18 protein-coding genes are annotated in these 26,909 nt (G+C 44.7%); 6 read left to right on the top strand and 12 right to left on the bottom strand.

Going from position 1 to position 26,909, the window contains the following annotated elements; all coding sequences use genetic code 11:
- Positions 1-395: 395 nt before the first annotated feature.
- Positions 396-2,228: a glutamine--fructose-6-phosphate transaminase (isomerizing) gene (gene glmS / locus L1D55_RS10485; RefSeq protein WP_239917385.1), complete on the bottom strand. Its 1,833-nt coding sequence runs from the start codon at positions 2,226-2,228 to the stop codon at positions 396-398.
- A 101-nt stretch (positions 2,229-2,329) separates the two neighbouring features.
- Positions 2,330-3,106, bottom strand: a complete 777-nt coding sequence (locus L1D55_RS10480; protein ID WP_239917384.1) for a DeoR family transcriptional regulator — start codon at positions 3,104-3,106, stop codon at positions 2,330-2,332.
- Positions 3,107-3,535: 429 nt separating this feature from the next.
- On the opposite strand from L1D55_RS10480, the gene pykF reads away from it, so the two are divergent.
- A complete protein-coding gene (gene pykF / locus L1D55_RS10475; RefSeq protein WP_063523448.1) occupies positions 3,536-4,948 on the top strand; it encodes a pyruvate kinase PykF in 1,413 nt (470 codons plus the stop codon).
- 176 nt (positions 4,949-5,124) lie between these two features.
- Positions 5,125-5,796 (top strand): FCD domain-containing protein, encoded by a 672-nt coding sequence (locus L1D55_RS10470; RefSeq protein ID WP_275665280.1) that lies wholly within the window; start codon positions 5,125-5,127, stop codon positions 5,794-5,796.
- A gap of 601 nt (positions 5,797-6,397) precedes the next feature.
- On the opposite strand, the gene L1D55_RS10465 is transcribed toward L1D55_RS10470, so the two are convergent.
- The 10 genes from L1D55_RS10465 to L1D55_RS10420 all read right to left on the bottom strand — a co-directional run bounded on the left by L1D55_RS10465 (position 6,398) and on the right by L1D55_RS10420 (position 21,353).
- A complete protein-coding gene (locus tag L1D55_RS10465) occupies positions 6,398-8,281 on the bottom strand; it encodes a diguanylate cyclase (protein ID WP_239917383.1) in 1,884 nt (627 codons plus the stop codon).
- A 114-nt stretch (positions 8,282-8,395) separates the two neighbouring features.
- Entirely contained in the window at positions 8,396-8,890 is a 495-nt protein-coding gene (gene ilvN / locus L1D55_RS10460; RefSeq protein WP_008219984.1) for an acetolactate synthase small subunit, read from the bottom strand.
- A gap of 1 nt (position 8,891) precedes the next feature.
- Complete coding sequence (locus L1D55_RS10455; protein WP_004740798.1) at positions 8,892-10,631, bottom strand: acetolactate synthase 3 large subunit; 1,740 nt, start codon at positions 10,629-10,631, stop codon at positions 8,892-8,894.
- Positions 10,632-11,091: 460 nt separating this feature from the next.
- Positions 11,092-12,900 carry a long-chain fatty acid--CoA ligase gene (locus L1D55_RS10450; RefSeq protein WP_239917382.1) on the bottom strand — a complete coding sequence of 603 codons (1,809 nt, stop codon included), beginning with the start codon at positions 12,898-12,900 and terminating at the stop codon, positions 11,092-11,094.
- Between the two features lie 201 nt (positions 12,901-13,101).
- Complete coding sequence (gene leuO / locus L1D55_RS10445) at positions 13,102-14,061, bottom strand: transcriptional regulator LeuO (RefSeq protein ID WP_128162087.1); 960 nt, start codon at positions 14,059-14,061, stop codon at positions 13,102-13,104.
- A 345-nt stretch (positions 14,062-14,406) separates the two neighbouring features.
- Positions 14,407-15,462, bottom strand: a complete 1,056-nt coding sequence (locus tag L1D55_RS10440; RefSeq protein WP_239917381.1) for an MJ1255/VC2487 family glycosyltransferase — start codon at positions 15,460-15,462, stop codon at positions 14,407-14,409.
- 55 nt (positions 15,463-15,517) lie between these two features.
- On the bottom strand, positions 15,518-16,042 hold the full coding sequence (locus L1D55_RS10435; RefSeq protein ID WP_128162091.1) for a phosphatase PAP2 family protein: 525 nt from the start codon (positions 16,040-16,042) through the stop codon (positions 15,518-15,520).
- A gap of 210 nt (positions 16,043-16,252) precedes the next feature.
- Complete coding sequence (locus L1D55_RS10430; RefSeq protein WP_239917380.1) at positions 16,253-19,360, bottom strand: efflux RND transporter permease subunit; 3,108 nt, start codon at positions 19,358-19,360, stop codon at positions 16,253-16,255.
- A complete protein-coding gene (locus L1D55_RS10425) occupies positions 19,357-20,694 on the bottom strand; it encodes an HlyD family secretion protein (RefSeq protein WP_239917379.1) in 1,338 nt (445 codons plus the stop codon). Before L1D55_RS10425 ends, L1D55_RS10430 begins: the two co-directional genes overlap by 4 nt.
- Positions 20,694-21,353, bottom strand: coding sequence for a TetR/AcrR family transcriptional regulator (locus L1D55_RS10420; RefSeq protein ID WP_171366927.1), 660 nt, complete (start codon positions 21,351-21,353; stop codon positions 20,694-20,696). The genes L1D55_RS10425 and L1D55_RS10420 overlap by 1 nt, the downstream gene beginning before the upstream one ends.
- A gap of 568 nt (positions 21,354-21,921) precedes the next feature.
- Between L1D55_RS10420 and leuA the strand changes: the two genes are divergently transcribed.
- From leuA to leuD, 4 genes are all read left to right on the top strand, one after another.
- Positions 21,922-23,469, top strand: a complete 1,548-nt coding sequence (leuA, locus tag L1D55_RS10415) for a 2-isopropylmalate synthase (RefSeq protein ID WP_008219998.1) — start codon at positions 21,922-21,924, stop codon at positions 23,467-23,469.
- Between the two features lie 97 nt (positions 23,470-23,566).
- Entirely contained in the window at positions 23,567-24,658 is a 1,092-nt protein-coding gene (gene leuB, locus L1D55_RS10410) for a 3-isopropylmalate dehydrogenase (protein ID WP_004740807.1), read from the top strand.
- A gap of 111 nt (positions 24,659-24,769) precedes the next feature.
- Positions 24,770-26,182, top strand: coding sequence for a 3-isopropylmalate dehydratase large subunit (gene leuC, locus L1D55_RS10405; RefSeq protein WP_004740808.1), 1,413 nt, complete (start codon positions 24,770-24,772; stop codon positions 26,180-26,182).
- A gap of 14 nt (positions 26,183-26,196) precedes the next feature.
- A complete protein-coding gene (leuD, locus tag L1D55_RS10400) occupies positions 26,197-26,799 on the top strand; it encodes a 3-isopropylmalate dehydratase small subunit (protein ID WP_004740809.1) in 603 nt (200 codons plus the stop codon).
- The last annotated feature ends 110 nt before the right edge of the window (positions 26,800-26,909 follow it).

Below are 26,909 nucleotides of genomic sequence, written 5' to 3'. Positions count from 1 at the left end.
ATGTAAAAATCATGAGTCAAGCGACCCCGTTCGATCCTTTTTGGGAAGGTTTTCTCAATGAACGTAAGGTGAAAAATACAGGTCGTAACTCATGGTTTGATCCTGTCGCCACTGCTTTGTGAGTTGCTGGGTAACAATAACGCCTTAGTGGAGGCTTGAGCCGTATGCAGTGAAAGTTGCACGTACGGTTCTTAGGAGGGCGGCATCTGGTAACAGGTGTCGCCTATCCGACAGAAATGAGCTACGTGTACAGGTCATAGACCAAAAACTAAAGGCAGCGAGATCAAATTTCGCTGCCTTTTGAGTATGATATTTTATTCCCTAGTATGACACTTTAATACTCAGTATGAGACTTTATTTCTCTTGCACACGTCTATTTACGAGTGTAAGTTAACTTATTCTACCGTTACCGCTTTCGCTAGGTTACGAGGTTGGTCAACGTCGGTACCTTTGATTAGCGCGACATGGTAAGACAGCAGCTGCATCGGAACCGTGTAGTAGATAGGCGCTGTTACTTCACTCACGTGAGGCATCTTGATGATCTTCATGTTCTCATCGCTCTCAAAACCTGCGTCTTCGTCTGCGAATACATACAGTAGACCACCACGCGCACGTACTTCTTCTACGTTCGACTTCAGCTTCTCTAATAGGTCGTTGCTTGGTGCAATAACCACTACTGGCATATCTGCATCAATCAGAGCTAGAGGACCGTGCTTAAGCTCACCAGCTGCGTATGCTTCAGCGTGGATGTAAGAGATCTCTTTCAGTTTTAGAGACGCTTCCATCGCGATTGGGTAGTACTCACCACGACCTAGGAATAGTGTGTGGTGCTTATCTGCGAAGTCAGTTGCTAGCGCTTCGATCTCTTTATCAAATGCCAGTGCTTTCTCAATGTCTGTTGGCAGTTGGTGAAGTGCTTGAACGATTTCCGTCTCTTTCGCTTCATCGATACGACCTTGTAGGCGACCAATAGATGTTACCATCATCAGCATTGCTGCAAGTTGCGTGGTAAACGCTTTTGTTGAAGCAACACCGATCTCTGTACCCGCTCGAGTCATGAACGCGAAATCAGATTCACGAACCAGTGAAGAGCCCGCTACGTTACAGATAGTCATCGCTGACATGTAACCTTTCTCTTTAGCAAGGCGAAGTGCTGCTAGCGTATCAGCTGTCTCACCAGATTGAGAAAGCGTCACAAGCAGGCTGTTTGGACGAACAACGAAGTCACGGTAACGGAACTCAGAAGCGATCTCGACATCACAGCTTACGCCAGCTAGCGATTCAAACCAGTAGCGTGCAGCCATACCAGAGTTGTAAGACGTACCACATGCGATGATCTGAACGTGTTCAACCTTGCTTAGGATCTCTTCCGCTTTAACGCCGATAGCATTGGTGATCACAGACGTATCAGAGATACGACCTTCCATTGTATTGATCAGTGCTGTTGGCTGCTCAAAGATCTCTTTTTGCATGAAGTGACGGTATTTACCTTTGTCACCCGCATCGTGCTCTGCGTTAGATTCAACGATTTCACGCTCAATGCGCTCACCGCTTGCATCGAATACATTAACTTCACGACGAGTCACTTCAGCAACGTCACCCTCTTCTAGATACATGAAGCGGCGTGTCACGCTAAGTAGTGCTAGTTGGTCAGATGCTAGGAAGTTTTCGCCAACACCAAAGCCGATTACGATTGGACTACCAGAACGAGCAACAACAATGCGTGAAGGATCTTTACGATCAACTGCTACTGTACCGTATGCGCCATCCAGTTGTTTTGCAGTTTTCTGCAGCGCTTCAACTAGAGAATCAGAAGTACGAAGCTCCCACTCAACCAAGTGTGCGATAACTTCAGTATCTGTTTGTGAAGTAAACTCGTAGCCGCGCTCTTTTAGCATAGTGCGCAGTGCTTCGTGGTTTTCGATAATACCATTGTGTACTACCGCGATATCACCAGACATGTGTGGGTGTGCATTCGCTTCAGATGGCTCACCGTGCGTTGCCCAACGAGTGTGCGCAATACCAGTACCACCAACGACTTGTTGCTCTTCTACCGCGTCTGCTAGCTCTTGTACTTTGCCTAAGCGACGTACACGAGTCAGATTTGATTCGGTATCAACCACAGCGACACCCGCTGAGTCGTAGCCACGGTATTCTAGGCGGCGAAGGCCTTCTACTAAAATCTCTGCTACATCACGCTGTGCTACTGCACCAACAATTCCACACATAGTTTGACTCCATCAATTTCGTTTATTCCTATTGGCAGCAAGCAAAGGCCATATCTTTAACAAGATCAATTATAGGAAGTTAAATGCATAATAGTTAAAAATTAGTTTTTCGCTGGATCCGTTAAGATCACTCGAACATCGTGCGACTCGATACTTGCCTGAGATTCTTTGCTCAAGTCTGTATCTGTAATGAGGATGTCGACGTGATCCCATGCCAGCTCTAGATTGGGGATCTTTCGTCCCACTTTTTCAGACTCAACCATCACGATCACTTCTCGTGACACTTCAGCCATCACTTTACTTAGGCCAACCAATTCATTGAACGTGGTTGTGCCTCTGTCGAGGTCGATACCATCAGCCCCGATAAACAGTTGATCAAAATCGTACGCGCGAAGTACTGATTCTGCGACTTTGCCTTGGAAAGAATCCGAGTGGGTATCCCAAGTACCGCCGGTCATTAGTAACGTTGGCTCACTCTCTAGTTCATTTAGCGCATTCGCCACGTGCAATGAGTTGGTCATAACAACCAAACCACGCTTAGTATTGAGCTGCTGAATTAGGGCACCCGTTGTACTGCCACTATCAATCACGATGCGGTTATGGTCGCGAATTAAATCTGCAGCGGCTTTGGCTAGAGAAACCTTTCGAGTCGAAACTTTTTGACCCAATTCTTCGTTTACAACCTCTTTCGGTAGCGAAATCGCACCACCATAACGGCGTAAAAGCTGACCGTTTTTCTCTAAAGACGCTAAGTCCTTTCTAATAGTGACCTCTGAGGTTTCGAACTTAGCGGACAATTCATCAACACTAACCTCCCCTTTTTCGTTCACTAGGTTAGAAATTGCATGTCTTCTGAGCTGAGTGTTTCGTTTCGACATTTAAAAAAGACCAGTAAGTTTCGATATGAAACATATTATAGTTACAACGAAACTATCTAGTCCATTTATTTCGATCCAAAAAATTAATAAATAGCGATAAAACCTTGTCCTAAGACAATTGTTAAGCAGTGATATTGAATTGATTAGGTGGTAGAATCCGCACCCGAAAAGAAAAAAAATTACAAAACTGACCGTTATTTTTTTGCAACTTTCACCTGATATATTGGTGTAAGTCACAGAAACCCGATGTTGAATCAAAATCTTTTGGTCATAAAATGACTAAAATTGATGAAAGACTTACAACTCTGAAGGGCATATTGGAAGTCCCGCGATTTTACTCAGCAGGCACAAAATGCTGATGTAGCGGACCAATCTTCAGAACTTAAATAAATTTCAAATTGTAACAATACTTACCGGAGAGTACCTTCCATGAAAAAGACCAAAATCGTATGTACGATTGGCCCTAAAACTGAATCTGTAGAGAAGCTAACTGAACTAGTTAACGCAGGCATGAACGTTATGCGTCTTAACTTCTCTCACGGTGACTACCAAGAGCACGGCACTCGTATTGCGAACTTCCGCGAAGTAATGGACAAAGTAGGTAAGCAACTGGCTATCCTTCTTGATACTAAAGGTCCAGAGATCCGTACTATCAAGCTAGAAGGCGGCAACGACGTAGATCTAGTAGCTGGTCAAGAATTCACTTTCACAACTGACACTTCAGTTGTAGGTAACAAAGAGACTGTAGCGGTAACTTACGCTGGTTTCGCAGCTGACCTAAACGCTGGTAACACTATCCTAGTAGATGACGGCCTAATTGAAATGGAAGTTATCTCAACTACTGAAACTGAAGTTAAGTGTAAAGTTCTTAACAACGGTGCACTAGGCGAAAACAAAGGTGTTAACCTTCCTGGCGTTTCTGTTCAACTTCCAGCTCTATCTGAAAAAGATAAGAACGACCTTAAATTTGGTTGTGAGCAAGGCGTTGACTTCGTAGCAGCTTCTTTCATCCGTAAAGCATCTGACGTTAAAGAGATCCGTGAGATCCTAGACGCAAACGGCGGTAGCGACATCCACATCATCTCTAAAATTGAGAACCAAGAAGGTGTTGATAACTTCGACGAAATCCTAGAGCTTTCTGACGGTATCATGGTTGCTCGTGGTGACCTAGGTGTTGAAATCCCAGCTGAAGAAGTAATCTTCGCTCAGAAGATGATGATCGAGAAGTGTAACCGTGCACGTAAGATGGTTATCACTGCAACTCAAATGCTTGATTCTATGATCAACAACCCACGTCCAACTCGTGCAGAAGCGGGTGACGTTGCGAACGCAATCATGGATGGTACTGACGCAGTAATGCTTTCTGGCGAAACTGCTAAAGGTAAGTACCCGGTTGAAGCTGTTACTATCATGGCTCAAATCGCGAACCGTACAGATTCTGCTCTTAAAGCTGAACTAGGTTCTCGTCTAGACAGCCCACGTCTACGTATCACTGAAGCAGTATGTAAAGGCGCAGTAGACACAGCTGAGAAGCTAGCTGCTCCTCTAATCATCGTTGCTACTGAAGGCGGTAAGTCTGCACGTTCAGTACGTAAGTACTTCCCAACTGCAAACATCATTGCACTAACAACGAACCAAAAGACAGCTGCTCAGCTTGTTCTTACTAAAGGTGTTCGTCCAGTTCTTGTTGATTCTATCGACAGCACTGACGCATTCTACAAAATGGGTAAAGAGTACGCTCTTAACGCTGAATTCGGTAGCAAAGGCGACATCGTTGTTATGGTTTCAGGTGCTCTAGTAGCTTCTGGTACAACAAACACGGCATCTGTTCACGTTCTATAAGAATGAACCGATTCGCATAAAATATAAAAGAGGGCTTCGGCCCTCTTTTTTTATGAAACAAAATCTTGCCTAACTTTTCAGTACGCTGTATTATCAAACGCAATAGAACTACGTACTGTTAACTTCCAATGGACTCTTTCTAAGAGACGGATTAGCAGACTAGAAATCAAATATACATGAGGTTTGCAATGTCTAGTCCTACTCTCACTGACAAAGTATCAAAGATGATTCACCAGGATATTCTTAATGGTGAGTTAGCCCCAGGCCAAAAGCTCGTTGTTGCTGATCTAAAGAACAGATACAACGTTGGCGCATCTCCAATTCGCGAAGCTCTAGTACAGTTATCTTGGAGCAAATACGTAAAGCTCGAGCCACAAAAGGGCTGTTGGGTAGCACCAGTATCAAAGAAAGAACTGAATGATCTTTATGAGAGCTTACGTGTCGTTTCATCAGTACTGCTGAAAAAAGCGATTTCTGCGGGTGATGAAACCTGGGAACTGGATGTACTGACCTCTTATCACAAGCTGTCTCGAGTACAGCATGTGTCTGAAGAGTTTGACTGTGTGGAATGGGAAGAGCGTCACCAGCAGTTCCACGTTGCGCTACTTGAAGGTGCTGACTCAGAGAACATGTTTAGCTTCTTTGAAGATTTGATCAACCAAGTAAAGCGTTACCGCTTCTTAGCAATGTCAGCACAGAGTGCATCAGAAGAGCTGTTCAACATTGATGAGCACGAAATGATCATGAAGCTAGTACTATCGAAAAATGTAGAGCAAGCAACAGAACTGCTTGATCAACATCTGCTAGGTTCAATGAAACGAATTGAAGAAGTTATCGAAGCGGCATAAGGCAGCGATAGGTTTCAAACCAATAAAAAAACGGAGCTATAGCTCCGTTTTTGTTTTCAGCATCAAGGCTGGACTACCACCCAAAAAACTCTTTGTGATGAGTATTGAGTAGCAAAACCATAGGTAAGAAGTACAAAGCACTCAGTTTAAAACCAAGAATGACCAATGTACCTATGGTTAATCTCACTAAAAAATCGACAAACATACCACGCCTCTTTTAACCAGACTGTATGATCCCCAAACTCTTGCTCCTGCTAACCTAATTCTACTGCTGCCTTTCAACTCATTGAAAAGGCTAGCTAACCAGCTGAATTAAGTTAACGGTGTCATCCCTTTACTATCTGGTAAACACTCTATTTATTACACCGCTTAACACGATGTAATCTGAAGCAACGTAGTTTACTTAATGTTCATTTTAGCTCAAATTTTCACCAACATTAGACTTTAGTCTAACTGTAAAAAATTTGTGACATAGTTCGCTCAAAAGTGAGATTCTTGAGATATACATTGAAAAAGCTTAATCACTCTCTTAAGTAAAGGGCACCTAAAGAAATACAGTTGCGGTAAACAAGTAGAACTAAGAATAAAGAAAGGTGTAAAGCTACGCGACATCCGCATAGCTAGGACAGATAGAAACGGTATTACGCCCAGATGATTTCGACTCATAAAGCCCGACATCCGCACATTTGTATGAACGGGTGCTGTTGCTCGTCAAGTCTGTGAAACCGACACTGACAGTTACCTTGGTACCTGCAGACAGTTCAATCTCAATGCGTAGTCGGTCCAATACACGTTTCGCTTCTGGAAGAGAGGTGTGTGGCATTAACAGTGCGAATTCTTCACCACCAACACGCGCCACAAAATCGGTACTTCGAAGGCTGTCTTGTAGAAGCTTGGCCACTCTGGCAATCACACGATCACCCTCATCATGACCAAGCTCATCATTGATTCGTTTAAAGTTATCTATATCGACTAAAGCTAAACAAGTCGTCGCCTCATTTGGGTAACGCTCAACCAAGCGAGAATAGTAAGCTAACTGCTCTTCAAACTTTCGACGATTCCAGAGATTGCTCAAAGCATCTCGCTCACTCAAAAAGCGCAGACGCACTTCGAGCTCTTTCCTTACTGATATATCTACCAGTGAGGTAATGTAGTAGCTTACTTTACCTGAGTTACTCTTGACCGCATGGACACGCATGATTGCGGTAAAAGGAATACGCAGTTTGTTCTTACACAATACCTCGCCTTCCCACACTTCTTCATTATCTAAGTGCCGCCAGATAGATTCGCTGGTGAGCTGCTGATCTGTATTTTCCAGCAGAAGCTGCAGTGCATTATGACCGATAGCCTGCGCTTCGCTGTACCCGGTCATGTTTTCAAACTCATTGTTGATCATCATGGTGCGATGCTGTTTGTCCGTGATCATCACGGCCGACATACCATTCAAGGCAGCACGCGCGAGTTTACTCTCTAAACTACGACGTCGATAATGTGTCACGAGATACGCAAACGGAAAAGCGAAAAGCAATACCGTGAAAAGTACGATGATCTCTTCGTGGGCAAGATCGTTAAGGTCTCGTTCAGCTCGAGCAAGAAGTTGCTTCTCATTAAGCTGAATCACAAAGTACATTTTTTGATTATTGGCTAGCAGAACTGTGTTAAATGCAAACAAGTTGCCATCTTCAAATACCGTCCCCTTTTGTTGCTGAGAGAGCGCTTTCCATGTTTTAGGAGCTATGTTTTTGAGGTTGAAACCTTTTCTTTCCGGAACAGAGTCGCCAAACAATTTGCTGTTGTTTGGGCTAGCGATGTAATAGCCCTCACCATTAACGACTTCCGATCTAAAATCATAATCCGGAGAGAAGTTAAGGCGCGAAGAGAGCCCCCAGACATCGAGATTGATCACTAGATAACCGACACGCTTTTCAGGTGTTTCGACAGGAGTGAACACTCGAAAGACAGGCTTATAAGGGTATGCTAACTCACCATGCTCAGTTTCAAGCTCTATCCCCCAACCACCGATATCTTCGTGTTCTAGGCTCTGTGCAAACTGATAATAGTTAGAGTCAGACTTATCTTGTAATAGCTGAGGCAGCGTCACGGCTCCTGTTAAAGACGAATAGTTCACGCGAACCAACTCTTTACCCGCAACGTCGATTAAGTGAATTTGTGTGTACCATTTTTGGTTCACTAATACAGACTGCCATACTTCTTCTAAGAGGCTTTTCGTCTGCTCAGAGGGGGAAGATGCGAAGTTAACTAAGCTTTGACTATGGCTCAGTAACCTCATAACCGAAACCAATTGAGCTTTTAAGAGGTTGTAGTCCCTCTCAGCGTAAACCAACTGATGAAGGGCTTGCTTCGCAGAATCATCAAAGCTCTGCTGTTTGACTTCTTTGTAGCGTTGTAAATAGTAAAGTCCCACTGCCGAAGACAGTGCTATCGAAATAATCAGCAATGTAATTATCGATTTACTATTTCTCATTGCTAACTCAAATGAAAGTAGAAGGAAGCTCAGGATTATAGCACTCTATAAAATTAACAAAATAAAAGCCGCTTAAAAAAGCGGCTTTATAGCTATTTTTTAAATACTTAACGTTTAAGCTTTCAGCGCGCGCTCACCACGAGCGATGCCGACCACGCCACTGCGTGCCACTTCAAGTACTTCCGTTACTTCAGATAGAGCTTGAATGAAAGCATCCAGTTTCTCGCTCGTACCCGCCATTTGTACCGTGTATTGAGAAGCCGTCACATCAACAATTTGACCACGGAAGATATCTGCCGTGCGCTTCACTTCTGCACGAGCAAAGCCACTCGCACGAACTTTTACCATCAAGAGTTCACGCTCGATGTGCTCAAGCTCAGAAACCTCTTGAACTTTAAGAACATCAATCAGCTTATGCAGTTGCTTCTGAATCTGTTCAAGCTGCATTTCGCTCGAGTTAGTTGTCACGTTCAAACGAGAAAGCGTTGGATCATCGGTTGGAGATACGTTCAACGACTCGATGTTGTAGCCACGTTGAGAAAACAAGCCAACCACACGAGAAAGCGCACCCGGTTGGTTTTCCATTAGTAGTGAAATAATGTGTCTCATATTATGTTCTCTCCGTTTTGCTTAGCCACATATTATCCATACCCTCGCCTTTGATCTGCATTGGGTATACGTGCTCGGTGTCATCCACACTGATATCGACAAATACCAAACGGTCTTTCATCGCCAGTGCTTTTTCCAAACCTGATTCCAGTTCATCCGGAGATGAAATGCGCATACCTACGTGACCATAAGCCTCCGCAATAGCCGCAAAATCAGGAACAGAGTCCATATATGAGTTTGAGTGACGACCTTGATAAACAATGTCTTGCCACTGTTTAACCATTCCTAAGAAACGGTTGTTTAGGTTAATAATCTTAACTGGGATGTTGTATTGGAGTGCCGTCGACAGCTCTTGGATATTCATCTGAATACTGCCGTCACCGGTTACCACCACCACTTCTTCATCTGGTTTAGCGAACTTAACACCCATGCCAGCAGGTAGACCGAAGCCCATAGTGCCTAGACCACCCGAGTTAATCCAACGGCGCGGTTTGTTAAATGGGTAATATAACGCTGCGAACATTTGGTGTTGGCCAACATCAGAAGCAACATAAGCATCACCATTGGTTACTTTATGCAGAGCTTCAATAACTTGTTGCGGCTTAATGCACTCAGAAGATTTTTCATACGCTAAGCAGTTACGATCTTGCCACTGCTTGATTTCACTCCACCAGCTCTCAAGAGCTTCAGCATCGTTAGTACCACCCTGCTCAATCAGCAGGTTAACCATGCTTTCTAGTACTTTTTCCGCCGAGCCTACGATAGGCAGATCCACTTTCACGTTTTTAGAGATCGACGATGGGTCGATATCAATGTGCATGATCTTCGCATTCGGGCAGTATTTATCTAGGTTGTTGGTTGTACGATCATCAAAACGTACACCGACACCAAAAATAAGATCGGCATTATGCATCGCCATATTGGCTTCGTACAAACCGTGCATGCCTAACATGCCTAGAGAATTCTTGTGAGTACCTGGGAAAGCACCCAAACCCATGAGTGTGCTTACTACGGGTAGATTCAGTGCTTCAGCCAATTTGATCAGCTGTTGATCGGCCTCAGAGATAACCGCACCACCACCGACATAAAGTACTGGCTTCTTCGCTTCAAGAAGTGCCTTTAGTGCCTTCTTGATCTGACCTTTATGACCCGTAACCGTTGGGTTGTACGAACGCATTTTGATCGTTTCTGGGTATTCATAAGGAAGCTTGATTTGCGGGTTTAATACATCTTTTGGCAGATCGATAACTACAGGACCAGGACGTCCTGTAGTTGAAATATAGAATGCTTTTTTTAGAACTTCAGGGATATCTTCCGCTTTCTTAACTAGGAAGCTGTGTTTAACGATTGGGCGAGATACACCCACGATGTCACACTCTTGGAAGGCATCATTACCAATGAGATTGTTTGGTACGTTACCTGAGATAACGATCATTGGGATCGAGTCCATGTACGCCGTTGCGATACCCGTGACGGTATTGGTTGCGCCAGGACCAGAACATACCAGTACTACACCAGGCTTGCCGGTAGAACGAGTATAGCCATCTGCCATATGAGTAGCAGCTTGTTCGTGTCGTACTAATACGTGTTTGATTTCGTCTGTTTTCGCATGCAGCGCATCATAGATATCAAGTACAGAACCACCAGGGTAACCAAAGATTTGTTCTACACCCTCTTCAATAAGAGACTGCACCACCATCTCAGCGCCGGATAACATTGCTGTTTCAGGTTTTGTTGTCATATTGCTCTCCTCACCAGTTTCCAATCACATTTGGTGAACGTGTTGGGCTGGTTTTTCATAGTCTAGGGCTTATTCGTAGCCTAATTCGAAATACTTCCACTTTTTCGGCTATGGCTGTCTGTCGTGATAACAACAAACAGTAATACGAAACAACTTTAACGCTTTATTATCATCTGGTCTAACACCCGTTATCCGGCGATCATGTTAAAAAACTAACCATCAGCGTAAAACATCAAACAAACACTAGACCAAGCTAGCTAACTAGTCATAAAAACCACATTTAAATCAAAAAAAAGCACTTAATATTTATATAAATGCCTAATTATCGATAAATGAAGCACTTTTCTGTGTGCGCATTCGCACATTCTTCCGAGTCTTGAGCCATAAAAAATCCCCCTAAAAATGCAATCACATTCGTAGGGGGATTTTTAAACAACTGAAAATTTATCTATCCTAAAAACTACTTATCTTTAGGCTTTTCAGTGTACATTTCTTCGATTTCGTCTTGATACTTGTCGTTAATAACTTTGCGACGCAGTTTCTGAGTTGGCGTTAATTCACCATCATCCATTGAAAACGCTTTTGGCAACAACTTGAATTTCTTCACTTGCTCAAACTTAGCAAGCTCTTGCTGCAAGTCATTCACTCGCTTCTCAAGCATCTCAACGATTTGGTGGTGCTTAATCAGTTCTACTCGATCGTGGTACTTGATATTCAACTCTTTAGCGTACTCTTCTAACGAGTCGTAACACGGAACAATCAGTGCAGAAACGAATTTACGTGTATCAGCAATAACAGCAATCTGCTCGATGAAGTGGTCTTTACCGATCGCGCCTTCTACTACTTGCGGTGCAATGTACTTGCCGCCTGAAGTTTTCATCAGCTCTTTAATACGGTCGGTAATAAACAGGTTACCATTTTCATCAAAATGGCCTGCATCACCGGTCTTCAAGAAGCCGTGTTCATCGAATGTTTTCGCTGTCTCTTCTGGCATTTTGTAGTAGCCACGCATCACCATTGGGCCACGAACAAGAATCTCATTCTGAGCACCAATTTTCACTTCAGCGCCCGGCATAGCCATACCAATTGAGTCAGGGTTGAAGCAGCGGTCATCCCAGCACGAAACCGTTGCCGTGGTTTCTGTCATGCCGTAGCCAAGTTTTACGTTAATGCCGATAGCATGGAAGAAACGACCAATGGTTTCATCAAGCTTCGCGCCACCACATGGCATGAAATTGATGTTACCGCCAAGCAGCGCTCGCAGCTTAGATAAGACAAGCTTATCGGCTAGCGCATGGCTCTTCTTCAACATCAGTGATGGTGTACGACCTTCTTGGTGACAAACCGAGAGCTTCGCGCCCATGTTTACCGCCCAAGTAAATAGCACTTTACGGATAAACGGCGCTTTAGATACTTTCTCGTGAATCGCAGAGAAGATCTTTTCATAGAAGCGTGGAACCGCACACATTACGGTAGGTTTCACGTCACTCAGTGCGTCACGTACCTGCATTGTGTCTTGCAGATAGCAGTTAGTTGCGCCTTTGTAGAGCACGTAGAAAGTCCAAGCACGCTCAAATACATGTGATAAAGGTAGGAAACACAACGAAACATCGTCTTTAGTTAAGCTCAAGCGCTCATCGTGCCCTTCTAGTTGATAGCCAACATTGGTGTAATCAAGCATTACGCCCTTAGGCTGACCTGTTGTACCAGAGGTATAGATAAGGGTCAGTAAGTCATCCATGTTTGCATCAGCAAGACGAGCATTGAACTCAGCCTGTTGTGACTCAACGCCACGAGCCATGAAATCATTCCAAGATACCGCAAAGCTGTGGCCCTGAAGATCGATATCATCAGACATCGCCACAACTACTTCTAGCTGTTCGCACTCTTCAAATAGGCTAACCGCAGCATCGAATTGAGCTTGCTCACCGACGAATAGGATCTTCACATCCGCATTTTGGATGATGTAAGAAGACTGCGCAGCTGTATTGGTTGGGTAAATCGGCACAGTAACAAGACGAGCTTGCAGAGCAGCAAAATCTGCCACAGTCCATTGAGGCATGTTGTTTGAATAGATACCGATCTTATCTTGAACTCTCAATCCTTGAGCCAATAGCGCTAATGAAAGCGTATCGATTTGTTCTCCAAACTGCTGCCAGCTAATGCCTTGCCATACATTACCTACTTTGTGTTTCAAAGCTGTACGGTTGCCGCCTTGGGCAATTTGGTCACGAAGTCTTTTTACGATATGAAAATCTAAATTGGCCATCTCTTTACCTTTGGCTTACACCTGTAAGCTTTTTTGAGCGCACAAGTGTACCTCTGATAATGGAAAAGGCAACTGATGGAGCTCAAAGTTATCAGTAATAGTACGTCTCTCGCTAAGTTTTCTGTCAGCAAAGATAGCAAGCACAAAAAAGCCCTAAGCCAGAATACCGGCTTAGGGCTTATAAATCATAGAGTTTAGTGCTTAGTTAAGCGCCACTACTTCGCCACAGATCATCATTAGCTGATCTCGTAACCAAATGTGTCCCTTGTCCTTTTCACTTGATTCGTGCCAGCTTAGGTAGCCAGAGATTGCCGCATTATCGAATGGGAAATCTAGGATTTGTAGATTCTCTTTGTTTGCTGCGTGCTCTACCATCCAACGAGGTGCAATCGTTACTAGCTCAGATTGACCAACAACGTAAAGTACGTTGCTTAGGCTCGTACCTTCGTAGAAAGGCATGCAGTCTAGGTCACGGTAAGCTTGCTCAGAGAAGCTGCGTTGACCGTGAATGCGAGACAGTTTCGCGTGCTTCTCGTTCAATAGCTCTTCAGCTGTCACTTCGCCGTTAATGCGTGGGTGAGAAGAAGAAGCAACCACAACCAATTCGTCTTGGAAGATCTCAGTACTAGAGAAGCCTTGCTCATCGAAGCGAGCGTAATCAATAACGAAGTCGATTTCTTGGTAGCGCATACGCTCAGAAAGTTGACGATCGAATTCAGCATCCATGTGCAGTTTTACACTCGGTGCTTGATCGTTAATTGTCGACATAATCTTAGGTGCAAAACGCATGTCACATGGGCTGCAAATCGCAAGCTTGAACAGGCGAGAAGACGACTCTGGAGAGAACACAGAGCTTGGTAATTCGTTACGTACTAGTTGTAGTGCTTGACGGATAGGACCAAACAACTGACGTGCACGTTGAGTCGGTTGAATACCACGACCTTGGCGCATAAATAGTTCGTCATTAAACATCACTTTTAAGCGTGCTACGGCATTACTTACAGCCGGCTGAGACATACCCAAGTTGTGAGCTGCACGTGTAATGTTTTGTTCTTGCATTACTGCGTCGAATACAGTCAAAAGGTTTAAGTCTACTCCACGAAGTGTGCTTTCCATTCTGTAGCTAGCAATAGCACTCATTGCATCTTTTTTCTCTAACATTCAAGTTGCCTCTTGTCGGTACGACAGCGTTAAATTTGTAATGGTATGGGAATAGATAACCACTAGTTCTTATATTTATCAGACCGATGTTTTTCGGATTACCACTACTATTAACCAATACATCGTCGGCTACCAACAAGATTGATAAAGAATAATTTTATTTTACCTTAATGATTAATTAACACTTAAAAATCACAAAGTTACAGAGTTATAAAAAAACATAAAAGCGCTACTTATGAGTTTCATTTCGACTTATTTAGCTGTTCTATCGTTCGGTTACATTTGTTACAATTTATTGAAGTGATGAATTGATTGGCCATTCAACCCAAAAACACCACTTATGGATTAGGTGAGCGATGCGTAGCTCGGAAAGTCCACCTTCTCCCAAAGCTGTTTTCTTAGATCATCTTGATTGGCCCAATTCCCGGCTAAAACCCACTCAACAAGCGCACTAGCGACATCTGGATAAGAGACAACTTCAGCCTGTTTTTCATTGAGCCAACTACGCAAAATCGCAGGATCAAGAAAGCTCATGGTTTGAGCTAACCCAAGCGCCTCTAGTGTGGCTACATTGCTCTGCTGTTCAAACTGTCCATCAAGTGGTTTAAGCAATAGTTTCTTGCCCAGAGTCAGCGCTTCAGATGGCAGTTCAAACCCACCATTAGCCACCACGCCAGAGCACTGATTTAGGTCGAATTGGAAACCCGCATGACTGAGTGGTTTAAAGGTAATGTTTTCGACTTGGCTATGCTCAATCACATTTGGGTGATAACAGACAAAACTGTGCGAAACAAACTTCATTAATAGCTCTGAAATCGCTTCAAGTTCCTCAAACGGCAAATAGACCAATGTGAAATCCTGGGGCGCTTGAGTCTGCTCGTTGTGAGCTAAGGTGTGAACGATAGGTGGCAAGATTGGTTGCTCAAAATGATACCAGTGCAAACCGATCGAGTGCTCTGTGGGCGCAAAGTGTTGAATCACAGAATGCTCAATCCAATTTCCACCCTCTTTAGGCACATCATAGTGAAAGGCATTTTGGTGGCTGATACCGATACAAGGAACGCCCTGCCTTTTGGCCGCCCAAGCCGTCACTGGCTCAAAGTCATTGAGCACCAAGTCATAAGGCGTAAGATCTATTTGCTTAACCTCATTAAGAAAGCGCCAGATATTATTCTTGATGAATGTCTTTCCATACTTAACCTGCCCCTGCTCACTATAAAAAGTTAAGCCGTTACGAACTTGATAATTGCCAAACTCATCCATCGAGAAGTACTTGCTCGCTTCTCGGCCTGAAAAGAGAAAATCAACATCAATGTTCTGCTGACGAAACGCGACGGCCATTGCCCTTGCTCGTGCAATGTGACCATTTCCAGTACCTTGTACGCCGTATAATATTTTCATGAGACTTCCTTTCGATTCGCTACTTAAGCGCTTAGTAGTGATGACTAAACAATAATTAAAGAACGAGGCTAATAGCGAGACTGGTACATGCCATCCCCAAAGCAGCACCAATAAGTACATCCGTTAAAAAATGCACGCCGAGTAGTATTCGAGAGCTAGCAATCGCTGCGGCCCAAGCCAAACTAAATAGATACAAGCTCGGATAGAAATGGCCGATTAATGTCGCCATAACAAAAGCAGCAGCGGCATGCCCAGATGGCAGACTGTACTTATCTGATGGGACAATATGAGAGTGAAGTAGAGAAGAGAATTCCGCGGGCCTGCGACGCTTGAGGGTATTTTTCGCAAACCAGTAAATCGGCAGCTCAATAGCGAATGCGGTTAAGCCCACCAGCAGAAAATCACTGCCAGTTTTGCTATCGACTAGCAGTGCAATCAAAGCAATCAATATGTAGAGGTGGCCATCACCTGTATGAGAGATCGCCTTGCTAACTGTAGCGTGTTGACCACTAAAACGGTTCTTCAAACAGAAAACAGAAAATGCCACATCCCAGCGGACAATAGGTTCGATAGTACGCATACAATCTCCTTAACAATCCTTATTCAGTTAAGGGTCAAGTTATGCCTAACAAATGACAGTTAAGTGACGTTTTGAATGAACTAAAATGAAACTTTCCATGGTTGAGAAGCCGATGATTAAGCCGCCTTAGGTCGCTTTAATCACCTCCCATATAAATAAAGCGACCGAAGGCCGCTTTATTATTCATTTCTTATTTTCTGACTTAACACTCTACAGCGAGAGTGGCTCGTGCTTTTTCACTAAACCAAAATCCGCCAAGATCGCGTAAGCTGCTGGGATCATAAACAGCACTAGCAAGGTTGAGGCAAAGATGCCAAATACGATCGAGATAACTAAAGGCTGAATAACCTGAGCTTGCAAGCTGGTTTCAGTGAGCAAGGGCAACAAACCTGCTGCCGTCGTCATCGATGTCAAGAACACGGCACGGAAACGCTCGCGACTCGCTTTCACTACCGAGTCATGCACGCTATCTCCTTCATCAACGTGATGACGAATGTATTGAACGAGTAAGATAGAATCGTTAACTACAATCCCAGCGAGCGACACAAAGCCCATCATACTTGGCATACTTAACGAGTGACCAAGCACCCAGTGACCTACCACTACCCCAATAAAGGCTAATGGAATCGCGAGCATCACAACCACAGGCTCTAAATAGCTTCTGAATTGATAACTCAGAATTGCAAACACACCAAATAGACCGAGCAAGAAGCCTTTGCCCATCGAGGCACCTGTTTTGGCTGCATCCTTCGCTTCCCCTTCAAAATCAAAACGTAAACCTGGGTACTTCTGGATGAGTTTAGGCGCTTCATCTTTTTGGAACTGAGCCAAGATCGCTGAAGAGCTCGCTTTCTTATTATCAATATCACCAAAGATACTAATGGTTCTCAGCCCGTCAATACGTTGGATACGTACGTAATTACGCTGGAAATCGAGCGTCGCCAGCGTAGCTAACGGAATTTGGCTGCCGTCCGCGGTAATGATTGGGAAGTTAGCCAGCTGCTGTATGTCGCCCGCTTGCTCTTTATCAAGACGCACCTCTATCGAGATATTCTCAACACCGATTTGAATCTCGTCCGCTGTCTGGCCAAAGAAGGCGGCTCGTAGTTGAGATGCAATCATCTGCCCGTTCACATTGTAGGTTTCAGCACCTGGGCGAAGCTTAACCAAGATCTCTTCTTTACCCATGCGCATGTCATCCAGTACGCCATGAACGCCATCAAACTCATTCAAGTAAGCCTGAATATCCAAAGAAGCAGCTTTCAATGCATTAAGGTCATCATGCTTGGCACGGATCTCAATCGCGCGTCCCCCCGGCCCCATGGTTGGTTGCTTGAAAACCAATGAGATTGGATCCGCGAGTTCACCGATATCCTCTCGCCATGCATCGATGAAATCATCAATCACCGTATTACGGCTCTCAGCCCCACGAAGATCTAAGCGCACGGTAGCCAAGTGCGGGCCAGATTCGTTGGCATCGGCATTGGCATTGAACTGGCTGGTGATATGTTCGACGAGCGTGTTGCCATCTTCAACTTCTTCGCTCCATTGCTCATTCAAACGCTCGGCAGACGCCACAATCTTATCGACCACTCTCTCGGTTTGAGACAATGAAGCCCCAGGAGGAAGGATAATGCGCGCCTCAGCAATATCACCATCAAGCTCTGGGAATGGTTGAAATTTGACAACACCACCAGCAATCAAAGCGATAGACAGAAGTAGTAAGGTCAATACTCCGCCCATGAAGGCATAGCGGAAGGTCACTACTTTCTCGACCATATTCATCAATGTGGTATTACGGAAGTTCTCAAACTTCTCTAGCAACACGGTTTTGAAGCGCAGCGCTGGTTTATCGTTCTTCTCTTTATGCAAAGAGTGCGACAGGTGATTCGGCAGGATTAAGAAGGCTTCGATCAAGCTCAACGACAGCACCAAGATCAGAACCTGAGGAACGGCCTTGAGTACCGCGCCCATTTCCCCATCGAGAAATAACAAGCTACCGAAAATACACACCGTCGTTAAGAAGGAAGACAGCACGCCGGGAAGTACTTTCTTAACCCCGTTATACACCGCGTCATCGACGTTCTGCCCCCGATCAAGGTGGGAAGCTATCGATTCGGCGATCACAATGGCGTCATCCATCATAATACCGATCGCCATCAACAAACCAACCAGTGACATTATATTAATCGACAGTCCCAAATTGGCCATTAAGAACAAACCGCCAAGAAAGGCTACCGGCAGGCCTGCTGCAACCCAAAAAGAATAACGTAAGCTAAAGAACAGCCACATTGTTGCAAATACCAGCACAATACCTTGCCAACCATTGCGCACCATCATGGTCAGACGATCCCACAATACAGAGGAGAGGTCGTTAGTCATTTGCAGAGTCACACCATCAGGTGCAATTGCACGCTGGTCCTCGACAAACTGAGTGACACGCTCTTTGATTCTCAGTGCATCGTCTTCTTTGTTCTTACTGATTTTAAGCAGTGCAGAAGGTTTTCCATCAAACAGCACCTTCTGTTCATCAAGCTCAAAGCGGTCGGTGATCTTGGCAATATCTCGTAAACGGATCACAGAGCCATTTGGCGCCGAACCCACCACAATACTTTCCAATTCCACGGGTGTAATACGCCTTTCATCGAAGCGAATCAGGAAGTTTTTGTCTGGCGTTTCAACGTTACCACTCGGCAGTTTCACATTCTGACGGCCAATTTGATCGGCAATATCACCGACACTCAAACCGAGTTGGCGAATCGCTTGGGTATCCAGCTCAACACGATATTGGTGATCAGAGAATCCGCTTACATCAACCAGTGAAACATCGTAATCGAGCTTCATAGTGCGTTTCAGGTCTTCAGCGTATGCCTTCAGTTCTGGCCATGAGGTGTCCGCAGTGATCGCGATATCAACGACTGGCTCATTCCAATCCAGCTCTTGTACAACAGGTGATTCGATCTCAGTAGGAAAATCATTGATCGAATTGATCTGAGTTTGCACATCCACCAGCATTCGACCGATATCCGCTTTCTCATTGAGCTTGAGAATTAGACGTGCACTGCCTTCTATCGCCTCACATTGGGTTTCTTCAATGTTCGCTAAGCCATCGACTGCGTCTTCCATTCGCACACACAAGCTCTCTTCAACCTCTTGTGGAGAGGCCCCCGGGTAAACAATCGCTGCCATAATGTAAGGTGGATCATAGGCAGGAAAGGTTTCACGCTTAATGGTGGACAACGAACTCAAACCCAATATCAACAAACCAAGCATCAACAAATTGGCTGCGGTTGGGTGTCTTGAGAAGAACTTGATCATGAAGCGCTCTCCTCACTGTTAACGGCAAGCTCATCACCATTTGAACCAGACTCTTTCAGCAGCATGCCTTCAATCGCAGGCAGAACGTCGTTAAGAACCAGTTTGTCTCCAGTCTGTAACTCACCACGAATCACTACTTGGTTCTCTCGGCGGTAAAGCACTTCGACATTCACAACCTTCAAGCGCTGCCTCTCATCCATTAAATAGATCTTATCGCCATGTAAAGCACGTTCAGGCACTACCCAGCTTGGATTGGCTAAGCCTTCAATCTCCGCTTTGACGAACATACCATTCACCAAAGGCGTAGCGCTGTTTGGCTGGATCGCAGAATAGTCTTGATTGATTTCAAGGATGATGCCCGCTGTCGCTTGGTTTTCATCCACAGTTTCACTGATTCGTGCGACCTTGGCTGGCCAAGTCAGATTTAAGCTGCCACTGTTCAACTGAATGCTTGCCTTAGCTGGCGTTTGATATGGATTTGGTATGCCAGCAGCATCGCGAGGGAATTGAGTAAAGCTTGAGGCTAAAGTTTGCATATCGTGAATAGAGAGTTGTGCCTCAACCTCCATAACATCAATCCCATGAGCAATGAACATCTCTTGCTGTAGATTAACCACTTGATTCTGTTCAATATCGACTTGAGCGATTCGCATTGGTCTAGGCAAGGTGATGGTTGTTTTATCTAAAGAGCGTTGCGCTTCTTTTACTTTAGAGACATTCACTTTAATCACCGCTTGCGCGACACGTTTTTCATCTGGCATCAAAGCGATTTGGTTCTGTATATCTAATACCAATTTCTGTTGGGAGAGTGCGCTCTGTTGTTGTAGATCGACATCAGACTGAGAGGTCAGCCCTTTCTTACGCAGATCTTGTTTACGCTGTAGCTCTTTATTGCTGATCACTAGCCGATTTTTTTCGATCTTCAGTGTCTGTTTCAGATTCTCTTCTTCTTGGTTCAGTTTCTCTAGTGAGGTCTGGCTCGATTTAAGATCCGCTTCGGCTTGTACCAACTTCAACTCGTAATCCAAAGGATCGATCTTAAGCACCTCAGTCCCTGCTGGGATCACCTGCCCTTTCTCAAGATCGGGGTGTCGATAAACGATCTGCCCTGTTACCTCGGCAATCGCTTTCCATTCAACCTTAGGTACCACTTTGCCAAACCCAACCGCCAACGGCGCTATCATCTGCTTTTCTAAACTGACAGTTTCAACCAAGCGCGCCCTGTCGCCGGCGGGCTTAGTTGGTAAGTCTGGCTTCAAGTTAATCGCCACTACTAAACCAATCACACCAACAGCTAAGGCTGGGAAGAAAAGGAGCTTTTTATTTATTCTCATTATTTTGGTTCCTGCAAAGATGAAGGGCTTGGTGCATTGATAAAACCTTCCGTCATCAGTTGAATGTTGTGTTCGATTAATCGGTTCAGAAAAGCTTCATTAAGCTCGATGCCATGAATAGCCAGTAAAGGCGGTGGTGCTATAAACGGAAATACCATCAAACTTATATACGACACGCGGCAGAGCTTAGGATCCATATCCTTCCGCAAAACGCCTTGTGCCATCAGCTTTTCAAAAATGACATCTTGGGCAGGTTTAGTGACATCGAGAAAGACCTTCTCTAGTAGCTCTCTCTGCACCTCTGAAGGCGGCATATTCATCACTTGGGCAATTAAGCGAGGAAATTTAGGAACCTTGACCATCTCTTTGTAGTAAGTCCGCATTAAATCGAGAAAGTTCTCGTGGCTGCTCTCTTCTACCAGCTTATGCATCTGGAGTTGCATTGGTCGCAAGGTTTCACGCAGCATTGCTTCAAACAACCCTGCTTTGTTACCAAAGTAATATCGAATCATCGCGATATTCACTCCGGCTCGTTCAGCAATTAAACGAGTGGATACCTTGTCATATGGTTGAACGACGAACAGATCACGAGCATGCTCAATAAGCAACTGCCTGACATCGAGATTCTGCTGCGGTCGTCCTGCTTTACGCCCTGCCATCACTAAAACCTACTAACCTAATTAATCACACGATTAATTATAGGGATAAATCGACACGCTGGCAGAAGATTAATTACTCACTATTTAATCAATTGATTAATTAATTTAAACGCGCTTGTGATTTTTTTGGTGAATCGTTCCATTAAAAAGATTTACTACAAAGTTTTAACCTACACATAAGCCAAACGATAAACTAACCGCCCAACCTAAAAACCCCAAGCAGATGATAAAACCAATAATCACAAGCTTATTAGCACAAACCAAACCAAAACGCCGCTAATGTATGCTGATATTGGATTTTCTTGTTTGACGCTCAGAATAAATTACGGTACATATGGTGTTAACAGTTTATTTACGGATATTTGTGTAATGATTTTTTCTTCTTCTCGACTGCTGAAACTTCTCCTTATCGTGAACCAATCGCGCGGGTAAGTTGTGGGTCAAGAACTACACAAATATTAAAACCCGCGCTGAGCGGGTTTTTTTGTAACTGGCACTTTTAAAAGAACATCATTCTCAATAATAATTTGGATAGCAATCGATACAATATCGATATAAGGAAGCACCCATGAACGATCAAGTGATAATTTTTGATACGACTTTACGTGACGGCGAGCAGGCTCTAGCTGCAAGCCTGACAGTAAAAGAGAAGTTACAAATTGCTTATGCACTTGAAAGACTGGGTGTGGACGTAATCGAAGCTGGCTTCCCAGTGTCATCACCAGGTGATTTTGAGTCAGTACAAACTATCGCAAAAAACATTAAAGATAGCCGTATCTGTGCCCTTTCTCGTGCGGTAGCGAAAGATATCGATGCAGCTGCTGAAGCGTTAAAAGTGGCTGAGCAGTTCCGTATTCATACCTTTATTTCTACTTCAACAGTACACGTACAAGACAAGCTTCGTCGCAGCTACGATGACGTGGTTGAAATGGCAGTTAAAGCCGTTAAGCACGCACGTAACTACACAGACGATGTTGAGTTCTCTTGTGAAGATGCAGGTCGTACACCTATCGATAATCTATGTCGCATGGTTGAAGCAGCCATAAACGCTGGCGCAAAAACCATCAACATTCCAGATACAGTGGGTTACACAGTACCGAACGAGTTTGGCGGTATTATCAAAACGCTATTTGACCGCGTACCAAATATCGACCAAGCAATCATCTCTGTTCACTGTCACGATGACTTAGGCATGTCGGTTGCTAACTCAATCGCAGCGGTACAAGCGGGTGCTCGTCAAGTTGAAGGTACCATTAACGGCATTGGTGAGCGTGCGGGTAACTGTTCTTTAGAAGAGATCGCAATGATCATCAAGACTCGTCAAGAGTTATTAGGTGTTCATACCGGCCTAGATCACCAAGAGATCCACCGTACCAGTAAGTTGGTAAGCCAGCTTTGCCACATGCCGATTCAAGACAACAAAGCGATCGTTGGTGCTAACGCATTCAGCCACTCTTCAGGTATCCACCAAGATGGCATGCTAAAGAACAAAAACACTTACGAGATCATGACTCCTGAGTCTATTGGCCTGAAAAACAAGGCGTTGAACCTAACCAGCCGTAGTGGTCGTGCTGCTGTTAAAAGCCACATGGACGCAATGGGTTACAAAGACAACGAGTACAGTCTAGATTCACTTTACGAAGACTTCTTGAAGCTTGCTGACCGTAAAGGCCAAGTCTTCGATTACGACTTAGAAGCACTAATGCACTTCGCAAACCTACGTGACGAAGATGACTTCTATAAACTTAACTACCTAAGCGTACAATCTGGTAGTGTAATGTCTACAACCAGCATCAAGCTGCAATGTGGTGATGAAGAGAAGTGCGAAGCCGCTGTAGGTAACGGCCCAGTTGACGCACTATACCAATGTATCTACCGCTTAACTGGCTACGAAATCGTACTAGATAAGTTCGACCTAACCGCGAAAGGTGAAGGTGAAGACGGTTTAGGCCAAGCTGACATCATTGCAAACTATAAAGGTCGTAAGTACCACGGCACAGGCGTTTCAACGGATATCGTTGAAGCTTCTGGTCAGGCGCTATTGCACGTTATCAACAGCATTCAACGTGCAGACACCATTGCTGAAATGAAGCAGCAAAAAATCGCGACAGTTTAAGAACCCAATAACAGAGCCCTAGAGCCGATGTTGTTGGCTTTAGGGACAAAATTTAAAACGAGCCAAATAGCTCAGTAACAAGAATTAAAGGATTAACATGACTGATAAATCATACAAAATTGCCGTACTACCTGGTGATGGCATTGGCCCAGAAGTAATGCAGCAAGCACATAAGGTGCTAGACGCGATCGAAAAGAAGCATGCAATTAGCTTCTCTCGCGAAGAGTATGATGTTGGTGGTATTGCAATTGATAACCACGGTTGTCCACTACCAGAGTCTACTGTGAAAGGTTGTGAAGAGTCTGACGCGGTACTTTTCGGCTCAGTTGGTGGTCCTAAGTGGGAACACCTTCCACCCAATGACCAACCTGAGCGTGGTGCCCTACTTCCTCTACGTAAACACTTCCAACTGTTCTGTAACCTACGCCCTGCGCAAATTCACAAGGGTTTAGAGTCTTTCTCTCCACTTCGTGCCGATATCTCTGAGCGCGGTTTTGACATCGTGGTAGTACGCGAACTAACTGGCGGTATCTACTTCGGTCAACCTAAAGGTCGTGAAGGCGAAGGCGCAACTGAAAAAGCGTTTGATACTGAGGTTTACCACCGCTACGAAATCGAACGTATTGCTAAGATTGCTTTTGAATCTGCACGCCTACGTAACAAAAACGTCTACTCAATCGATAAAGCGAACGTTCTACAGAGCTCTATCTTGTGGCGCGAAGTGGTCGAAGAGATCGCAAAAGATTACCCAGATGTAACGCTAAACCACATGTACATCGACAACGCGACCATGCAGCTAATCAAAGACCCATCTCAGTTTGACGTAATGCTATGTTCAAACATCTTCGGCGACATCATCTCTGATGAATGTGCAATGATCACTGGCTCTATGGGTATGCTTCCTTCTGCAAGCTTGAACGAAAGCAACTTCGGCCTATACGAACCAGCAGGCGGCAGCGCACCTGATATTGCAGGTAAAAATATCGCAAACCCTGTTGCACAGATTCTTTCTGCTGCACTAATGCTTCGTTACAGCCTAGGCGAAGAAGCGGCAGCACAAGATATTGAAACAGCGGTATCTAAAGCACTTTCAGCAGGCGAGCTAACAGCTGATCTTGCAGGCGACAAACAAGCTCTAACCACCTCTGAAATGGGTGACAAGATTGCAGAGTACATCTTAGCTTCGTAAGCATAACGCTCTTAAGCAAGTACATAAGAATAATATCAAGCCAAGTCATCCAGAGTGCGTGACTTGGCTAGAAACAAACACTGGGACTGATGCTCCCAAGGAAGAAAAGCTATGTCGACAAACCAGCAAGCCAAAACCTTATACGAAAAAGTTTACGACGCGCACGTTGCAGTAGCAGCGGAAGGCGAAAATCCGATTCTTTACATCGACCGTCACCTAGTCCACGAAGTAACGTCACCTCAAGCCTTTGATGGCCTGCGTGAAAAAGGCCGTAAAGTTCGCCAAGTAGGCAAGACTTTCGCGACCATGGATCACAACGTATCAACCCAAACCAAAGACATTAATGCTTCTGGCGAGATGGCTCGTATCCAAATGGAAACGCTATCAAAAAACTGTGAAGAGTTTGGCGTAACGCTTTACGACTTAAACCACAAATACCAAGGTATTGTGCACGTAATGGGCCCTGAGCTAGGCATTACACTACCGGGCATGACTATCGTTTGTGGTGACTCGCACACTGCAACACACGGTGCATTTGGTTCTCTTGCATTCGGTATCGGTACTTCAGAAGTTGAGCACGTTCTAGCAACCCAAACGCTAAAACAGGCTCGTGCTAAAACCATGAAGATCGAAGTAAAAGGCAAGGTTGCTCCGGGCATTACAGCCAAAGACATCGTGCTAGCGATCATTGGTAAAACAACAGCGGCTGGCGGTACTGGCTACGTGGTTGAATTCTGTGGTGAGGCGATTACCGACCTTACAATGGAAGGCCGCATGACGGTATGTAACATGGCTATCGAGTTGGGCGCTAAAGCAGGCCTAATTGCACCGGATGAAACCACCTACGAGTACATCAAAGGTCGTAAATTCTCTCCAGAAGGTGAAGAGTTTGACGCTGCCGTTGAATACTGGAACACACTAAAAACCGATGCTGACGCAGAGTTTGATGCTGTAGTAACTCTAGAAGCAGCAGACATCAAGCCACAAGTGACTTGGGGTACTAACCCAGGTCAGGTAATTTCTGTTGATGCACCTATCCCAGCACCAGAAAGCTTCGCAGATCCTGTTGAAAAAGCATCGGCTGAAAAAGCATTGGCATACATGGGCCTAGAAGCGGGTAAATCTCTATCAGATTATAACGTAGATAAAGTATTCGTTGGCTCATGTACTAACTCTCGCATCGAAGACATGCGTGCAGCAGCAGCGGTAGCGAAAGGTCGCCAAGTAGCAAAACATGTGCAAGCGCTAATCGTTCCGGGCTCTGAGCAAGTAAAAGCTCAAGCTGAAGCTGAAGGTTTGGATGTTATCTTCAAAGAAGCTGGTTTTGAGTGGCGTCTACCGGGTTGTTCTATGTGCCTTGCAATGAACAACGACCGCCTAGGTCCACAAGAGCGCTGCGCTTCTACGTCAAACCGTAACTTTGAAGGTCGCCAAGGCCGTGATGGTCGTACGCACCTAGTTAGCCCTGCAATGGCTGCAGCCGCAGCAATCGCTGGTCACTTTGTCGATATTCGTGAACTTTAATTAGAGGATTTAACATGTCAGGTTTTCAACAACACACCGGATTAGTCGTTCCTCTAGATACGGCCAACATCGATACTGATGCGATCATTCCAAAGCAGTTCTTACAGAAAGTGAACCGCATTGGTTTTGGTAAACACTTATTCCATGACTGGCGCTTCCTAGACGATGCTGGCGAGCAACCAAACCCAGAATTCGTGATGAACGCTCCTCGCTACCAAGGCGCTTCAATCCTGCTTGCTCGTGAGAACTTTGGTTGTGGCTCATCTCGTGAACACGCACCTTGGGCACTTGCTGATTACGGTATCCAAGTGATGATTGCGCCAAGCTTTGCAGACATTTTCTACGGTAACTCAATCAACAACCAAATGGTTCCTGTTCGTCTAACAGATCAGGAAGTGGATGAGATCTTCCAATTCGTAGAAGCGAACGAAGGCGCAGAAGTCACCGTTGATCTAGAAGCAATGAAAGTAAGCGCAAATGGTAAAGAGTACTCGTTTGAAATTGATGAGTTCCGTCGTCATTGCCTACTGAACGGTTTAGACAACATCGGCCTAACGCTGCAGCACGCTGATAAGATTTCTGCGTATGAAGAGAAGATTCCAAGCTTCCTAAAATAAAGAAGCCTTGCAATAGAAAAGCAGTATCAAAGTTCGAAAAGGTTGGCTTAGCGACAACCTTTTTTATTTGGTTCAGCCTTAGCTTAAAGTGTCTACCAGACTCTGATCTG

The organism is Vibrio sp. Isolate22, assembly GCF_022398115.1.
In the GTDB taxonomy this organism is placed as follows: domain Bacteria; phylum Pseudomonadota; class Gammaproteobacteria; order Enterobacterales; family Vibrionaceae; genus Vibrio.
This window is presented reverse-complemented; position numbering and strand designations above follow the sequence as displayed.

Bases quoted from the DNA above. Each gene is read 5' to 3' on its own strand.
- glmS (WP_239917385.1), bottom strand. From the start codon at position 2,228: ATGTGTGGAATTGTTGGTGCAGTAGCACAGCGTGATGTAGCAGAGATT.
- L1D55_RS10480 (WP_239917384.1), bottom strand. From the start codon at position 3,106: ATGTCGAAACGAAACACTCAGCTCAGAAGACATGCAATTTCTAACCTA.
- pykF (WP_063523448.1), top strand. From the start codon at position 3,536: ATGAAAAAGACCAAAATCGTATGTACGATTGGCCCTAAAACTGAATCT.
- L1D55_RS10470 (WP_275665280.1), top strand. From the start codon at position 5,125: ATGAGGTTTGCAATGTCTAGTCCTACTCTCACTGACAAAGTATCAAAG.
- L1D55_RS10465 (WP_239917383.1), bottom strand. From the start codon at position 8,281: ATGAGAAATAGTAAATCGATAATTACATTGCTGATTATTTCGATAGCA.
- ilvN (WP_008219984.1), bottom strand. From the start codon at position 8,890: ATGAGACACATTATTTCACTACTAATGGAAAACCAACCGGGTGCGCTT.
- L1D55_RS10455 (WP_004740798.1), bottom strand. From the start codon at position 10,631: ATGACAACAAAACCTGAAACAGCAATGTTATCCGGCGCTGAGATGGTG.
- L1D55_RS10450 (WP_239917382.1), bottom strand. From the start codon at position 12,900: ATGGCCAATTTAGATTTTCATATCGTAAAAAGACTTCGTGACCAAATT.
- leuO (WP_128162087.1), bottom strand. From the start codon at position 14,061: ATGTTAGAGAAAAAAGATGCAATGAGTGCTATTGCTAGCTACAGAATG.
- L1D55_RS10440 (WP_239917381.1), bottom strand. From the start codon at position 15,462: ATGAAAATATTATACGGCGTACAAGGTACTGGAAATGGTCACATTGCA.
- L1D55_RS10435 (WP_128162091.1), bottom strand. From the start codon at position 16,042: ATGCGTACTATCGAACCTATTGTCCGCTGGGATGTGGCATTTTCTGTT.
- L1D55_RS10430 (WP_239917380.1), bottom strand. From the start codon at position 19,360: ATGATCAAGTTCTTCTCAAGACACCCAACCGCAGCCAATTTGTTGATG.
- L1D55_RS10425 (WP_239917379.1), bottom strand. From the start codon at position 20,694: ATGAGAATAAATAAAAAGCTCCTTTTCTTCCCAGCCTTAGCTGTTGGT.
- L1D55_RS10420 (WP_171366927.1), bottom strand. From the start codon at position 21,353: ATGGCAGGGCGTAAAGCAGGACGACCGCAGCAGAATCTCGATGTCAGG.
- leuA (WP_008219998.1), top strand. From the start codon at position 21,922: ATGAACGATCAAGTGATAATTTTTGATACGACTTTACGTGACGGCGAG.
- leuB (WP_004740807.1), top strand. From the start codon at position 23,567: ATGACTGATAAATCATACAAAATTGCCGTACTACCTGGTGATGGCATT.
- leuC (WP_004740808.1), top strand. From the start codon at position 24,770: ATGTCGACAAACCAGCAAGCCAAAACCTTATACGAAAAAGTTTACGAC.
- leuD (WP_004740809.1), top strand. From the start codon at position 26,197: ATGTCAGGTTTTCAACAACACACCGGATTAGTCGTTCCTCTAGATACG.